This window comes from Nostoc sp. C110 (assembly GCF_043099725.1).
GTDB lineage: Bacteria > Cyanobacteriota > Cyanobacteriia > Cyanobacteriales > Nostocaceae > Nostoc > Nostoc muscorum_A.
The window spans coordinates 26,247-41,633 of sequence record NZ_CP171139.1 but is presented as its reverse complement, the minus strand read 5'-3'; the positions used below and the strand labels follow the sequence as shown (position 1 = coordinate 41,633).

General features: G+C 39.7%; 13 protein-coding genes. 7 read left to right on the top strand and 6 right to left on the bottom strand.

The window, feature by feature from the left end:
• The first annotated feature begins 672 nt into the window (after nucleotides 1-672).
• The 4 genes from ACFFRD_RS02380 (at nucleotide 673) to ACFFRD_RS02365 (ending at nucleotide 4,882) form a co-directional block, all read left to right on the top strand.
• The gene (locus ACFFRD_RS02380) at nucleotides 673-1,386 is read left to right on the top strand and encodes a hypothetical protein (protein ID WP_392476283.1); all 714 of its coding nucleotides are present in this window, start codon (nucleotides 673-675) and stop codon (nucleotides 1,384-1,386) included.
• 850 nt (nucleotides 1,387-2,236) lie between these two features.
• Nucleotides 2,237-3,061 carry a hypothetical protein gene (locus tag ACFFRD_RS02375; RefSeq protein WP_392476282.1) on the top strand — a complete coding sequence of 275 codons (825 nt, stop codon included), beginning with the start codon at nucleotides 2,237-2,239 and terminating at the stop codon, nucleotides 3,059-3,061.
• A gap of 16 nt (nucleotides 3,062-3,077) precedes the next feature.
• A complete protein-coding gene (locus ACFFRD_RS02370) occupies nucleotides 3,078-4,613 on the top strand; it encodes a choice-of-anchor X domain-containing protein (RefSeq protein ID WP_392476280.1) in 1,536 nt (511 codons plus the stop codon).
• Between the two features lie 86 nt (nucleotides 4,614-4,699).
• Complete coding sequence (locus ACFFRD_RS02365; RefSeq protein ID WP_392476279.1) at nucleotides 4,700-4,882, top strand: hypothetical protein; 183 nt, start codon at nucleotides 4,700-4,702, stop codon at nucleotides 4,880-4,882.
• A 285-nt stretch (nucleotides 4,883-5,167) separates the two neighbouring features.
• Here the strand turns inward: ACFFRD_RS02365 and ACFFRD_RS02360 are convergent, their stop codons facing one another.
• The 3 genes from ACFFRD_RS02360 to ACFFRD_RS02350 all read right to left on the bottom strand — a co-directional run bounded on the left by ACFFRD_RS02360 (nucleotide 5,168) and on the right by ACFFRD_RS02350 (nucleotide 9,753).
• Nucleotides 5,168-5,857 carry a hypothetical protein gene (locus ACFFRD_RS02360; protein ID WP_392476278.1) on the bottom strand — a complete coding sequence of 230 codons (690 nt, stop codon included), beginning with the start codon at nucleotides 5,855-5,857 and terminating at the stop codon, nucleotides 5,168-5,170.
• Between the two features lie 238 nt (nucleotides 5,858-6,095).
• Complete coding sequence (locus ACFFRD_RS02355) at nucleotides 6,096-6,272, bottom strand: helix-turn-helix domain-containing protein (protein WP_392476277.1); 177 nt, start codon at nucleotides 6,270-6,272, stop codon at nucleotides 6,096-6,098.
• A gap of 529 nt (nucleotides 6,273-6,801) precedes the next feature.
• A complete protein-coding gene (locus tag ACFFRD_RS02350) occupies nucleotides 6,802-9,753 on the bottom strand; it encodes a hypothetical protein (protein ID WP_392476276.1) in 2,952 nt (983 codons plus the stop codon).
• 185 nt (nucleotides 9,754-9,938) lie between these two features.
• On the opposite strand from ACFFRD_RS02350, the gene ACFFRD_RS02345 reads away from it, so the two are divergent.
• Nucleotides 9,939-10,505 carry a glycine-rich domain-containing protein gene (locus tag ACFFRD_RS02345; RefSeq protein ID WP_392476275.1) on the top strand — a complete coding sequence of 189 codons (567 nt, stop codon included), beginning with the start codon at nucleotides 9,939-9,941 and terminating at the stop codon, nucleotides 10,503-10,505.
• Between the two features lie 112 nt (nucleotides 10,506-10,617).
• Entirely contained in the window at nucleotides 10,618-11,475 is an 858-nt protein-coding gene (locus ACFFRD_RS02340) for a TauD/TfdA family dioxygenase (RefSeq protein WP_392476274.1), read from the top strand.
• A gap of 142 nt (nucleotides 11,476-11,617) precedes the next feature.
• Here ACFFRD_RS02340 and ltrA read toward each other — a convergent pair whose 3' ends face one another.
• Nucleotides 11,618-13,291: a group II intron reverse transcriptase/maturase gene (gene ltrA / locus ACFFRD_RS02335; RefSeq protein ID WP_392476273.1), complete on the bottom strand. Its 1,674-nt coding sequence runs from the start codon at nucleotides 13,289-13,291 to the stop codon at nucleotides 11,618-11,620.
• Between the two features lie 42 nt (nucleotides 13,292-13,333).
• Here ltrA and ACFFRD_RS02330 point away from each other — a divergent pair, with 42 nt between their 5' ends.
• The gene (locus tag ACFFRD_RS02330) at nucleotides 13,334-13,759 is read left to right on the top strand and encodes a hypothetical protein (protein WP_146110980.1); all 426 of its coding nucleotides are present in this window, start codon (nucleotides 13,334-13,336) and stop codon (nucleotides 13,757-13,759) included.
• Between the two features lie 646 nt (nucleotides 13,760-14,405).
• Here the strand turns inward: ACFFRD_RS02330 and ACFFRD_RS02325 are convergent.
• Both ACFFRD_RS02325 and ACFFRD_RS02320 read right to left on the bottom strand, forming a co-directional pair.
• Nucleotides 14,406-14,969, bottom strand: a complete 564-nt coding sequence (locus tag ACFFRD_RS02325; RefSeq protein ID WP_392476271.1) for an IS630 family transposase — start codon at nucleotides 14,967-14,969, stop codon at nucleotides 14,406-14,408.
• Nucleotides 14,957-15,355: a transposase gene (locus ACFFRD_RS02320; RefSeq protein WP_392476270.1), complete on the bottom strand. Its 399-nt coding sequence runs from the start codon at nucleotides 15,353-15,355 to the stop codon at nucleotides 14,957-14,959. Before ACFFRD_RS02320 ends, ACFFRD_RS02325 begins: the two co-directional genes overlap by 13 nt.
• Between the last annotated feature and the right edge of the window lie 32 nt (nucleotides 15,356-15,387).

Sequence of the window (15,387 nt, the reverse complement as noted above, 5' to 3'; positions counted from 1 at the left end):
CCCTCCCAATTAGAACTGGACGTGCAACTTTGGCTGCATCTTTAACGCAAATGATGCAGAAATTTGATCCAATCACTTCTGAAGATTTCTAATTGACATACTTTACACTTATTGCCTCGATACTCAATTGTTGCGCTACAAAAATATGAAGACATTAGTTGAACGCTCTTAATGATTCCGACTTGCCACTTGTGAACACTGTCGTTGAAAAACTCAACTTTATCCCCAACTTTCACTGACGGGCGAGATAATGGGGTTTTTTGCATTAACCCCCGAAAAGGGGGATTCTAGAATTTGTTGTTGAATGGTACTTCACTCTTTTGATTAGTACGCGATCGGTGAAAGCTAGTCAGGGTGAAGAATATCACTATTTCTTAGACGATCTAAGAATGGTATTTTGAGACATGTAAAGAGACATAATTCAGACTTGTCTCAAATTGTACACTTTCTGAGACGGGGTTTAGCCAAGAATCTTATCTGGCAAGAGTTATAGGGTGATAGCGTCAAAACTCACTTTTCATAATCCCCCTTTTCGAGGGTTTATCCCAAAAACCCCTTGAAGTAAAAGCGAAACTTCCTGGCTTAGGCATCCATATAGGTGTTTAAATTGTTGCTAGAGAATTTTAATATGCTTTAGCATACTTTCATATCTCCTTATAATTACATAGTCTTATGGTGACACTAAAGCTGATATTTAAACTTAGACAAATTTTCCTCTTAACCCTTGCCACCTCAGCATTCAGCCTCATTTCCCACTCAGTTCAAGCTGCCACAATTCAGTTTAACTCTCAGGGTAATATCATTGGCATTAAAGAGTTGGAAATTGCCACTATTCCTTACAATGTTAACTTTGTGCAGAGTACTTTCACCAATTTATTTGGTAATCCTTCTAACTTGATTCGTCAACCCACATTTTGGCTTGATGCTCAAGGTGCTGAAGCGGCACGCAATGCAATTGATAATTTATTAGAAACCACTTATCCTGCTTCAATTGCCATAGGTGAAACACAAAGAACTCAAGATTATCTTATTCCTCAACAATCCGCTTTGGGTATCCGGCTCATTGATAATCAAGGCAATATTATTTTTGCCCCTAACTATTTTGGCAGTATCTTGGGTAACTATGCAGATTATTATGCAGGACGCAAATGGAGTGAATTTTTAGAAGCAACTTATCAAAGCGGTGGAATTTGTAGTTGTGTGATAAATATCACCATTAATCCAGATATATCTGGCACTGATATAAATGCAATCCGTACCTTTGCGCTTTTCTCTGTGAGTCAAACAGCACAAATTCCCGAATCTTCTCATCCGATTGGCTTGATGGCGATGAGTATGTCTGCTTTCTTCCTTCGCAAAAAAAATTATTGCGCGATGATGGCATGAATGGGGTCAAATGAGCAGTGGATACCGTTAGCGAAATATCACTTTGAGCCGCTTATTTCACTTTTTTATAACAACGTAGAATCAATAGTTTTCGCTCTTAATTACACGTAATAGCCCTTACGTGTAATGCTACATATATATTAAGAAATCGCTTTTCCTTATTCATTACTTTGCCCCTGGTGACAGTTTTCGTAACACTACCCCAATACAGGTGTAACATCAACTTGGTATGCTGCATTGCCAGAGTCAATGACTGGGATAGCTGGCTTAGGCATCCACGTAGCCATCGTGGACTTGGATCTGACATTTCAAACTGTTGGCATCTACCCTTGGTCAATTTTCAAAATTTTTGTTAGGGAAATTGCCGAAATTTTAGCTAATTTACCAAAAAAATGACACTCCCAATCATTGATTGTATTGTATGCTAATTAATTTTCAAATAGCTGATAATTTATGACTGTTAGCAACAGTATATTTTTTAGGCAACAAAAATGCTGTATAAAAAATCACAAAAATAGTCATTTTTTACGAAAAATTTATGAAATATGACTAAAATATTTTCCCGAAATTAACAAAAAGTTCCGTGTAGTAACTTTTTGTAGTTCTCAGTCTCCCACAGAAAAGCGCGATCTCTTAAGGCTCCAAAGAAGCTCGGAGTAGCTATGGTAGCGCGGCTCTTTATAAGGATGGTTTGCTCAAGTGCTTTTCTTAGCAAAGCAGAGAGACTGGAAAGTACCGTTGTGGATACTGTCAACCCGAAATGAACCCGATAAAGTAATCGTGGCTAGAGGGGTGTTTTGATTTAGGTTTTAGTGAAACAAATAATCCAAAATCCAGAAGGAGCAATGCTATGACAGTTAATCTGGAAATTCAGGACGGTAATCCTTGGTGGGATAGTCCTAACATTTGGACAGTTCCTGGGGATAATCCTGAAGGTGCTATGGGTATACCGATAGCAGGTAAATCTTGCTATGTTTGGGCAAATGTAGTTAACAACGGTACATCCAGTGTGGAGAATGCTACGGTGCGTTTCTACTGGGCTAATCCCTCTGTTGGTTTTGATCGCACCACAGCAAACTTTATTGGAACAGCTTATGTGAAACTCGGTTCAGGAGAATCGGCGGATGTACTCTGTCTGACACCGTGGGTACCACAGTTCGTTAACGAAGGACACGAATGTTTATTGGCAGAGGCTTTTCATCCTGCTTTAGATCCATTGCCAGCAACCAAAGAATTTAATGTTCCTACTGATCGACACACTGCCCAAAGAAATATTTCTGTTGCCTTAGCAGCGAGAGGTTTCTTCCGACTTGCTTTTGAAATACACAACCCAGAGCCAAAAGCCAAAAAGTTTCAGATTAGAGTTCGTCAAGACAGACTGGAACAAATTAAACCTTTGATTCAACACTTGGGTCGTGATTTCAAAATTTCAGGAGAGGGAGAAGTTGCAGAGATAGGCTTTGTTCAAACCCTTTATCCTTGTGAAGACCAACTTAAAAACGCTGTCCCTGTAATTGATGGAATTGAAATAGAACCTGGACAGCGAACTGGTTTAACTCTACTTGGAACTGTAAAAGGTGGTGCTTCGTTGCTTCATGTTGAGCAACTAGTTGACAACTCTACGGTTGGAGGACTGAGTGTGCTAGTTCTCCCAACTGAAGATGCAGAACAGTAAACAGGAAGCTAAAGCTATGAACACAATAACAATACCCAATCGACCATTTGCAACAGAGCCTATTACTGGGTTCATGCTCCCTGACGGCATTTTTGAAGTTGCCCTAGGCAAACAGTTTCTGAATGCCCACTTTATTAATGTGGGAGCGGTAGCGGCAACAGGCATCAGGATCTATGTTGAGGGTGTTTCGCATCCCAGTATTTCTATTACCCCTTTTACACATTTTATCAGTAATCTTGAAAGCAATGCAGCTCGTGTTCTATCTTGGAATGCGGATTTTTCAAGTACCCCACCGGGAACTCACTACATTAGTTTTATTGCAGAAACATCCACAGGGCGTAAACGAGTTATCAAGAAGATTTTTGTCACTCGCGTTCAATTCAACCCAGCATCAACAACTTTTACTGCTGAGACTCCAGAAGGAGTTATAGAAGTAAAGTTTCAAGATTTAGTTGTTCCCAAGAATAAATGTTGTGGTGGAAAACGAAAATCTAAAGTTGATGATACAGAAGCTGTACAACTTCTGAATTCATTTGGCAGACTTTTTAACGGACATGATTCTGATTTTGAATTCTGTCCACCTGGCTTTTTACCACTCAATCTAGAAGCAGGAGTTACACCCAGAGTACCTTTCTCTGGACAATATGGAGATTTGCCCTACCAAGACCCTTGGTGGAAAGTTTTGCTAGCAATCATAGCTGTTATTCTGCTAATTGCCGCTTCAATTGTAGAGGCTACCTCCGGAACGGGTAGTGTCAGTGTTACAGCAGGAGGAACTGTTGATCCAAGTACAGGAAGTGGGAGTTGTTGCAGCATAGGTGCATCAGGTGGTGGATCTAGTTATGTTGCAGCAGGACTTGTTGCTGCTGCCTCTGCCGTTGCGACTGCTGCTGCTGCCAGCGATGTGCGTGATCCTGTTCGACGTGGACAAGACAACACAGTTCCAAGTCCAGGTGAATTAACTCTGTCAGAAGGGTTAAAGATGTCATTTGTTTACCCTGAGCCAGTTGCATTAGGTAAACCTTTCGCAGCAGGTCTCAAGTGGGAATATACCAGGGTAACAACAGGTAAAACATATACCTACTCAGCGAGTGACATGAATACAAATATTCATGTTCTCTCAAACTACAAAATTTCCGCTCCTGAAGTAGTGCGTGGCTACCGAAAAGAACCATTTCTCATTCGAGCTGAGTTTTTTGACAAGGAAGGTAAGCAATTAAGAGGTGCTGAACTATTTGTTCAATGCTTCTTAATTGGGCCTAGTGGTGAGTACCGTAAGATGCAGATGCAAGACGATGGCATTTCTCCTGATGAGAAACCATCTGACGGGATATACACCGGAATTTTCTTCTTTGCCAATGAGGAGAAACCTGAAGGTATTTGGACTTACTATGTAATTGCTCAGGATGTTAATAACGCTCAACCAGATATGTCTCCAGAAGAAGCAGCACAGATTATTGGAGGATTGGTTGTTACACATCAGCTAGTAATCACTTTTGACGAAGATGAATGCCCATTTGTTCCAGATGGGCATGTTAACGTCATTCGTTAAATTAACAATCCTCAAGCAGTAAGCAGGCTAACAACCCGGTTGAAGTAGACTGTCCAAAGCCTTTGGTGTAGTCGGGGGCGCTTTACGTGTTCAATCTTCCCTCTAGCGCCGCCGATAATCCCAAGGTTTTTCTAGCCCAGGCTTACCCCACACCCCAGCCTTTGTGCTTTGAATACAGCTTCTTTAGTGAAGAGAAGCTGGCACTTCTTCATAGACCCGTACCAAGTGCTGACGAGGAAATTTTTACAAGAGCTGTAACCAGACCCTGACAACTTTTGGGTCTGGTTACATTTTGGGTAAAAGCACAACCAGTTTGGCATCACCGTGCCAGTTTCAATTGACTATTCCACGTAAGAGCCAAAACGTGTAATTACTAACTACATATATTGATATAACGCCTTTTTGGTATTGAGCCAAAAATCTGGTATTGAGTAAGAAACCGTTAAAAAATTGGTGTTGTATAAAATTTTCAAAACTTCGCAGCGATTGCAATGTGGGAGCCAGATCGGATTACTGCAAGCTGCGCGGTCGAGGCTAGGAAGTTAAGCCACAAATCATTGCTTCTCTCGCCTCTTACATTTCACTACAGTTACCTGAAGGTGCTTCTTCATCAAATCGGGATAATTGTTCCATTGCCCGTCCCAAAAAATCTGGATACATACAGTGTTTGATCTGGTATGTTCGGCTTGGGCTACAACTTCAAGATCCATCTTCTGGTTTGCCTGAATTTTTCCTTGAAAGTTCGGTGTTACCACACAAATATCTAGCTCAAAGTCATTGTGGGTTTGGATGAGGAAGCCTAAGTTAACGACGGCATTACTGCCAGCTCCAATTATCTGGCTAGAACAAGATTCCACCTCATTTCTCTTCGCCGACCACTTAAGCTGGATGGAACCGGGTAAGTTTTCGTGTAAAAAGGTGTCATCAGTAGCAGTTCTGCTGATTCTCGTCAATAATATGCGAACATTATTAGCTGGCATCCATCTATTTTTATTAATAACTTCAAGATGATATAAATAGGCGAGCGGAGCATCAAGACTATTACCGAATCGAGTTAGTTCTCCTAATATTGGTTTTCCTAATTTGACTTCTCCTTCAGGGTTAACCATTTTTAAATAAAGTTTCGGCCCAATGAATCTCCAAAGTCCTATGATTGCAGTAGTCAGACCACCGACTGCTGCTAGTACTGGAATAATTAGTTTTAATGATTCAATTAATTCTGCTGTTGTTATAGCGGGAATCATTTTTACGCACATACTAATTATTTATCTGTTAGCGTAGCTATAGCAATTGCTAAATCATTCCTGAGATAGAAAAAGTTTAAAAAAGCCGACCTCCAAGGAGCAAATTTCAAAAGAGCGGATCTGCGATCGCTTTCAATACTGCACTCCTATGCAATCACGTCAAATATCGCCACTGTTTCAAATAGCGATATATATCTACGCTCCTGGCGAGATTTACCCTGTCGCAGTTTGGCGAGAATCAAAATAGCTTGTCAACGTACTCTTGTAGGTCACTGCGTTTAACTCGCCAACCCTTGCCAATCACTTTGGCTTTTAACTCACCTTTGTTAATTGCGTCTCGCAGGAATTCTCTAGACAATCCAGTTAAAGCTTGTGCCTCTGCAATAGTCAGTAGCAGCTTATCAGCAATCGGCACTACGGGGGTAAATGAGCAATCAAACAGAAACTTACGCTAAGGAATTGATGAGCCGCTTTCAATACTGCGATCGCCACGGATAAAACTGTACCAATTGAAGTCTCTGAAATTTAGGAGCTTCAAACCCTTGCTGTACCGTATAAAATTGTTGCACTAAATAATCTATAGGTTAATTGGTACATCGAGAATTGTGAAAAATATTGATTTGCAGAATGCTTATCCAGTAAGGATTACAGTCTTAGCGTAACTTTCTGTACGATTGCTCATTTAGCCCCTTGAACAGCAGCAAGAGATACGAGAGCAAAACCAACGGGGGCGCGGTTTTAGTCGATAATCTCGCCCCATCGCCGACGAACTTGTGACCGCTGCGCCAAGGGAGTCGGTGGCTCAAAAGGGCAGAAAGATTACTGGTTAAACCAACTAGATCCCGCCCCGCTCTTCTGCACTCCGCTGCGCCGACTCCGAGCCACGACCTCTCAAAACGCTTGTGCAGTTGAGGCTACCCCAAACCAAAGTTAATTCGGAACCTTTAAAGTTTATCTTGTATATCTTTGATGATTTTTATTTGTAATTCTTGACATAAAGTCAGTAAAGGAGTTGTTACTTCAGCCAAAATTCCTATTGAGCGATCACAGTAAGAGAGAGCTTCAATTAATTCATCTTTTTGGTAATAAATTAGTCCTATATTGTAAAAAGTATTTGCCTTTAAGTTTGTGTAATCTGTTGTATGTAAAATATTTTCTAACTCTTTATAAGTTTCTAAAGCTTCTTCAATTCGGAATTTTTTTTGATGAAACTCTGCATTTTTTTTTAAAACATTAGCGTTAACAAATATATCACTACTATTTTTTATAAATTTCATTGCTTCTTGATAGTGTTTGCTAGCTTTTTCAGCTATACCAAGACCGGAGTATGAATCTCCTAACAATAGATTAACCCAAGCTTTATTACCTTCGTCTCTCACAAAGCTTAATGCTCTAATTGCAAATATTTTACTAAACTTGTAAGAGCCTATTATATTAAAGCAACTCGAAATACTATATAGTATTCGATAACACCATATATTTTGAGCAGGATTTTTTTTGCAATCGGTGATATATTTTTGTAGGATATTATCTACTATGATTGATAAATTTTCTTTAATTTTGTTTCCTTTAATAAGTCTATCATAGTCTTCTTCAGATATTTGAGCGTTGATTGCTTCCTGAGCTGCTACTAAGTAGTGTTCGAGTGCTATCTCAGGTTTACACATTTCTATATACGTAGTTCCAAGTTCATACAATGCTATGGCTTTCCCCATCTGGAAATTATTACTTTTCGCCACTTGAAAAGCTTTTTTACCATCTTCTAATGAATCTTGAAATTTTCCTAGTATTCTATTTGACTTACTAGCGATGGAATGTGCTGATATCCAAGCAAATATAATATTAGTATTGAGAGTGTTAAACTTATTTTTTAGTTCTAAAATTTTTTCTGTATTCTGTAGCGCTTTTTTGATTTCCCCTATTTCTGTATACACAACACTTGCAGGTATTAAAACTAAAATTCTTTCGGCATCATCCAAACTTTCTAAAATTTTCTCTGACATATATAAAATCTGTCTTTTATGTTTCCATAAATTGATAGAAATGCGAATATTTTCAATTGAATCTTCGGCTCCCAAGATTTTAATTAAAGTTGAAAAGCATTTTTGTATATTTTGAATTGATTCGTAATGATAGAATGCCTCAAAAGCAAATTTAGCTACCTTATCATCTTCTATATCGTTAATTTTATTAAAATAAAAATCAGCTATACTTTGGTTGCACTGCTTCCATTCTTTGCTAGATTCTAATCTTTCTATTGCCTCTGCACGAATTACCGGATGTAAATAGTACCCTTCATCATTGGTTTTGATTAGAGAGCGATCGCCTAATGCTTTAATAACTCGTTTTTTATCCTTATCCTTTTCTACATCCCATAGTAAGTATGAAAGCCCTTCTTCCATAACAAATGGTACATCTTGATAACGACAGCAACCCAGTCGATAAAGTAGTTGGTATGCCTGTATATTATCGCTTTCAAGCTTATTAAATTGTCTTTTAATAAATGCTTCTAAGGTGGGATTTAGCAGTAAGTCATTCTGATTTTTTTGCCAATATCTCTCTAAACTTCCCTGACATTCATTCCAAATAGCACTGCTAAGAACATTCATGAACTCAGCATTGCCTCCGTATGATTTATGAATTTGGCTCAATGTTGACTCTTTACCCACATCAACACCACGAGACTCCAAAAACTTGCGCCATGCCTCGCTGCTTAGTTCCCCTAAAATATAAGGTACTACTCCAGGTTCGTATAGTGGTTCTCGGCTTGTAATTAAGGTAGTTGATTTTACGGATGTGTCCGAAAGCACCCGCAATAATTCTATATAACGCTTGTGTTCTTCGATAAAATGTCCATTTTGAAGTGCAGGCTCTAAATTATCAATCAGTATACCAATTTGCCGTTTATCATTCTGAAGTTTACGCCGCAAACTATCTAGGGCGATGCCAAACTCACATCCTAAGTCTTCGTTAAAGAATCGCTTCAGACAGTCCTCTAATAAAACTTCGGCAGGCGTGACATCTTTGGCTTCTTTTGCCATACGGTAGTCAATGAACAGTTCAAAGTGTTTGAGGTACTGCCAAGCTAATGTTGTTTTACCGATACCGCCTTCACCTAAAATTAGAACGGTCTTAGCTCCTTGTTGAAAGAGAGTATCGAGTTTTGCAATTGTTTCTTCTCTTCCAACAAAACAGGGGTCATCATTACATACATATAAAGTAGTAATGTTAGGTGCTTTTTCATCTGGAGTAATCTCATTACCTCTCTTTTCTATCGAGTCTTCTGCTTCAGGTATCGCTATAGAGCCAGATAAGGAGATTTTTTGTGACTTAGGTTGCAAGACTCGATCTTTATAAACTCTGCGACGTTCCCACTCTCCTTCTTCATCCTTTCTTCCAAACAGCCAATACAAATTTTCTTGCTTTTCCTGATGATTGAATTTCAGAACAAAGCACCAGTTCTTTGAGCTAGTTTTTGTCTTTGAGTTGCTTGCGCCACGCTTATCCTCTAAAAATCCTAGAGCTTCTAAACAATGAAGAGCATTACGAATTTGCTCTGGTTCTAGTTTTTTACCTTGTTTCTCCGTCAAACAAGATAGAGCGTAAAGTGTTGCCTTCGTTACCCACAAGTTTTTTTCTTCCCAATGAGAATTGATATTTCTTATAAAATGTGGTGTCACTCCAAGTCCATCTAAATCTCCATCAGCAAGACAGTGTAAAGCTTCTAACAGTATGTTTGCATTATTTTTACCTGCTTTCCAACTAAGATGACGACCTGTACTGCTCATAACAAAAATGAATAAAAAAATTTTAAGACGCTGGTTTTCCCAAGTTTTTTCCCAAAGAAGTTCGCTTTCCCAAAGTTGTAAATTAGATTCTATCAGACTTACTGACATTTTTCGTAAAACTTACTTGGGCAGAATAAATACTTTATTATTAATTTCAGACTTAAATAAGCGAGTCCAATAAAACTAGCTATTTAATAAAGGAATGCCTTTACTAAATAGTGGAGTTCAAACCATTTTTCAATCATGTCTATATCGCTTTCAGTTTATTAACTATTTTTGGAGCATAAATTCCAATGAATTTGCAATCAATTTTGCCAAAAGCAAACATTTCTAACGCTGACCTAGATGCTTTCCAAGGTCGTCTTAATCAGCTAAATCTTGAGCCTATTATCTACAAAATTACAAACCATCACCAAGGTCCAAAATGGACTTTGGTGAAAGCGGATGAGGTTGCTCGCCTATATAAGCAGTTTCTGACTTTATGCTTCTTATATCCTGGCATTGGAAACGTTCCCACCCAGGATATTGATACTTTCTGGCATTATCACATTCTTGATACAGCTAAGTATCAAGATGACTGCCAAAATTTACTAGGTCGCTTCTTGCATCATTTTCCATATTTTGGTTTGCGAGGTGCAGAAGATGAGCAAGCACTTGTTGTTGCTTTTGAACAGACTCGCGCACTATTTGCTGAACACTTTGGTGTGCTATTTTCCGAAGATAAATGTGAAGACTGTCGTGACGATTGTGTATCTATTCCTTGCGGTGGTCCACCCAATTATTCTCCTCTTTCTCAAGGAGATGGCGATCGGCAACTTCAATTTTTCCTAGATCAAAGCCGCCCTCAACCAGTCCGCTAATAATTTTAATCAGCTCGGTTAGATATAGGCTCAAAACAAGCGGATAGTTCTACCTTACTTAGGCTATCCGCCTTTAGTTCTTTGGCGATGATTACAAGTAGAATTTCCCAATATGAACTCTCAGGAAATTAGATATTTTAATAGTCTCCCTAGCTTACTGAGACAAAGTTATGTAAAAATAAATATAGATAATTCTAACCTTCTCAGGATTAGGGTTGAGGAAACAAAGATAAATTTTGATGAGATAGTAGAAGTTATTGGAGTAAGAGATTATTGTATTCTTACGTTTAGTTCAACTCTAGACATACAAGAGTTTGCTGAAAAGGCTAATCCATTCTTTGGCGACTTGATGTCACAGACACAAGAAGCTAGTTCCCTTATCTATAGCGTGGAATACAACCCTCAGTTTAATTTGAGCAATATGCAACTTAACTCAAATAGCGCTCAACCCATGCATACTGATGGTCACTTTAAGGAGAAATCACCAAAGTATTTGTGTTTATACTGTTGTGAGCAGGCTAAAAACGGTGGCTTCAGTCAAATGGTATTTGCAGATGATGTGTATAGCTACATTAAGTCCTTGTCTTTAGAAATTGCGGAGCAATTATTTAGTGAATATATAGAGTATTCCAGGAGAAGACCGAAAGGAGGTTTATTTAAGTATAATAAAAAACTATTTTTCAGAAGGAATGATGGGAAGATTGGTATAAGCTATAACCCAATAATGTATGAGATCAAGGCTGACAAAAAAATAGAGCAAGCACTCACCTTGATAAATTACTTTACAAACAAACCGTCTAGTCAGACCATTTTCAGGCTCCAACCAAATGAGATGTTAATACTAGATAACGAGCGTGTGCTACATGGCAGAACAAGCTTTGATAGAACTTCAAGACGAAAGCTGAAAAGACTTTGGTTTGCAGGCAGAAACATTGAAGAAAATGGTATCAAAAACATGTTAATTATCTGATACATCAGGATAACTTTTATTAATTCCAATACATCTAAAGTTGGTTCTGGCATCACCGTGGTCGGGTAGCAGGACTATATCGCTATAATCCCGCCCCCTCAGAACCGGACTTGCGCCTTGCAACGCATCCGGCTCAAGCAAGTCATAAACTACAAATTGTTCCAGAATGTATTTGCTGATGGCAGTACAGATGTACGAGTTGTAGGTTGCCGTAATTGTCACCACCACCCTGAGATTTTGGCTTTTTATGATGAAGATGTAACTCCTCATCATTTAATAGAGATTCCCCGCATACAGGACAGACATATTGTTGCTTTTGGGCTATCTTCTGCCTACTTTTGATTAATTCGGATTTAGTTTTAGCTTCTTGCCGTTTAATCCAGTAGTCCCTTAATTTGGGGTCATCGGGTGATGATTTACCTTTAATAAGAATGTGCCTTTCAATCTTGAACCAGGCAAATTTCACCATATAGGCTCCGGTTTGTTTATTACCAAATACCCATCGGTCAAATGGTCTATCAAGATTTAGATTTCCCCAGTATTTAGCCTTACGCCAGCTATCAGATTTATTTCGATGAGTGCGTTTGGCATACATTTTCTGTTTCTCATATAACCAATGGTCAAGAGAATTGAAAATTTTTGAGGCTACCCCAACTCGGAAGTAATTCGCTTGTCCCCGAATAATCGGATTGAGCTTTTTAATGACTGCATCTGCTGACTTACCTTTACAGTTAAGCCATTCAGAACGCAGTTTACTCCGAATATTTAGCACAGACTTTTTACTAGGTTTGATTAACAGCTTCCATCCAGTTTTAGTAGTTTGGTCTTTGTAGTGCCTGATATTGAAACCCAAAAAGTCAAACCCTTCTGTGAGATGCGATATTTTGGTTTTCTCCTGAGAGAGGGTAAGCCCTCTAGCTTGCATCCAGTTATTCAGGATTTGAAGAACAGTTTTTGCATCTTCAAGTGTTTCACAGAACACCACAAAATCATCGGCGAATCTCACCAAAGCTCTAGATGCACGGAGTTCTCCGTCTTTATTATATTTAACTCCCAAGGCAGATTCCATACCGTGCAAAGCTATATTTGCTAACAACGGACTGACAACAGACCCTTGCGGTGTACCAGCATCTGTTGGATGCCATGAACCTGCTTCCATATATCCTGCTAGTAGCCACTGTTTAATTAATTCACGGGCTGGAAAGCCTGCTAAAAGCTCTAACAGAAAATTATGTGATATGTTGTCAAAACACCCTTGAATGTCTGCATCTACGACCCATTTCTTCCGTTTATTCGGTCGGGCTAGGTTATAGATACTGGCAATAGCATCATGGGGGCTACGTCCTGGTCGAAAGCCGTAACTAGACCTTTCAAAAATTACTTCCCATTCGGGTTCTAAGGCATTTTTAACCATTGCCTGGATGGTACGATCTTGTATTACTGGGATTCCTAAAGGTCGTTTCTTCCCATTAGCTTTTGGGATGTAAATTCGTCGTGCTGGTGATGATTTCCAGGGAGAGTAATCAGTTAATTTATCTACTAACTGACCCCTGGCTGTAGCAGTTTTGATTACTACTTTATCTATTCCTGGAGTGTTTCGACCTCTGTTATACTGCGTTACTTTTCTAACGCTAACTAAGCGATTAGAATAGTTGCGTAGCATCAGTTTCTGGAGAGAGCGTACCTTTTTCAGATTGCCCTCAGTTTTTGCCCTAAAGATTCGCTGTCTCAAATTCCGAACAATCCGATTGGCTTTGCGCCAGTTGACACAATTCCAATTAGTCTGTCCCTTGGTTCGGTTTACAGTTGCCTGCATCTAACTTACACCTCGGTTTGAAATCATTACAACGGATATTGGTTGACTCACCTGCTTCCCGTCAGCACCTTTTCAGGTTGGACATCTGCCCTATCCACCGGGTTATGGATTTCCCTTGCCTTTCGGCTGGTGGCATTCGCTTTTGGAAGCATCCTTGACCCACTGAAGAATTCGGCTTTCCTTACGGATTGCTTACTGGGTAAATCCCAGACTTCATTGGGGTTACTACGTTACGCACGGATGAGATTTAATTGGGTAGGGTGTCCTCTCTACACCGGAGTGTTTGGTGTCCTAGTTCAACTGAAATGGGGAGTTGAACCTTGGCTGAATATTTCTGAGGTATTCAGTACATTCACTCGTATCACCGTGTCAGCCTTTTCGATGACCTTTTCTTACGATGCCTCAATAAGGATTCATTTATATTCACCCATCCAATCTTTCCTTTGCCCGGTTACATTTTTAGGCTAAATGCTTCCTTGGGCTTTACTTTCCGCTTCACACACCACCGTTACCAGTGGCGCATGGGAATGTTAGGAACAGCCTTGGACACTAGACTGGAGGAATCGGTTCCTCACTCATCTTTTGGAAGCTTTGTATATAGGGGCTTCCAACCCTTCGTGCGCCATCGTGTCGCACCCAAAACGGGAAAATTGTACGCTAAGGCTAAAAGCGTTATCCAGCAAGCATCTTAGACCCTCGTTTTTCTACAGCACCCATGAGGGGAAACAGCCACTCACGGATGCTGTCAAAAAGGAGTAGCTAATATGCTTGCTGGGTAAAGCTTTCAGCCTTAGCGTAACTTTCTGCACGGTTGATGATACTGTTGGTGAAAGTGTTACAAACGCATAACAAAAGTATTACAACTAAAAACTGCAACAACAGATTGAAGACTTGAGCTTGCATAATACTTTAAAATACAACTATGTATTACATTCGCCAACGGTATCGGTTGATCATTTCACCCCGTTTAAAAAACTTTTTCAAACAGAAATCATACAAAATAACCGTGTGAACATAGCATTTTTATAAACTCTTATCCTAAGATATGATTCAAACGCTCATAATATGCTTTAAAATCTTTGTCAAGCGCGTATGTCTGAGTTTACAGCAATTTTCAGGTAAATAGACCACAGTGGTTGAACCAACCGAGGGCATCATCTTCGGTAATGTAATTGACAACCTCAGACATTGCTTGGTCGAGTGATTCCAGGGTGCGTGGCTCACAGGAACGGAGAAGTTGCTTCAGTTTTGACCAACACAGTTCTATAGGAGATAAATCTGGAGAGTAAGGGGGCAAAAACTTGACTTTTGCACCAATGGACTCAATTGCAACTCTTACACGTTCGGCGTGATGAACCCGGAGATTATCCATAACCACGATAGCCCCTTTCCACAACTGAGGTGCTAAGACTTGAGTCACATAGGTAAGAAAGGCCTCAGTATTTATGCTTCCTGTCACAGTCATTGCTGCAACCAGTCCATCAAGGTTTAAAGCACCCACTAAAGAAACTTTTCCACCCTTGCTTCCAGGAATACTACCAACTGCTCTTTCGCCATTTACTGCTCTGGCAAACAACCGCGACATTGATAAATTCAATCCCGCTTCATCGATAAATACAAGGTTTCGGACATCAATGCGATCTAAACTTCGGCGATAATCATGTCTTAACTCTTGCACTCGTGGGGTATCTTGCTCACTGGCATAAAGACTTTTTTTTTTACACGCAGGCCTAATTTTTCGACGGCACGATGCATTGTCGTGGTACTGACTCTAATCCCTGTGCGTTCTGCATAGCGATCGCATAATTCTCTGAGTAACAAATCATTTTTTTCCTTAACCAAAGACTGAATCAGCGATAGATGCTCGTTGATTATTGTCGGCTTTTGGTACCCTCCACGCTGTTTCGCCTCGATTCGTCCATTTGTCCGATACTGACGCAGTAGATTTCGCACAAATGACAAGCTGACCTTAAATCTTTGCGCCAACTGCCGTTGAGAGCCTTCCTTTGCTTCCCAAGCCCTAATCACTCGCTCACGCAAGTCCCTTGAATAAGATACTGGCATCTATTCACACAATACTATCTCTTCAGTCTACC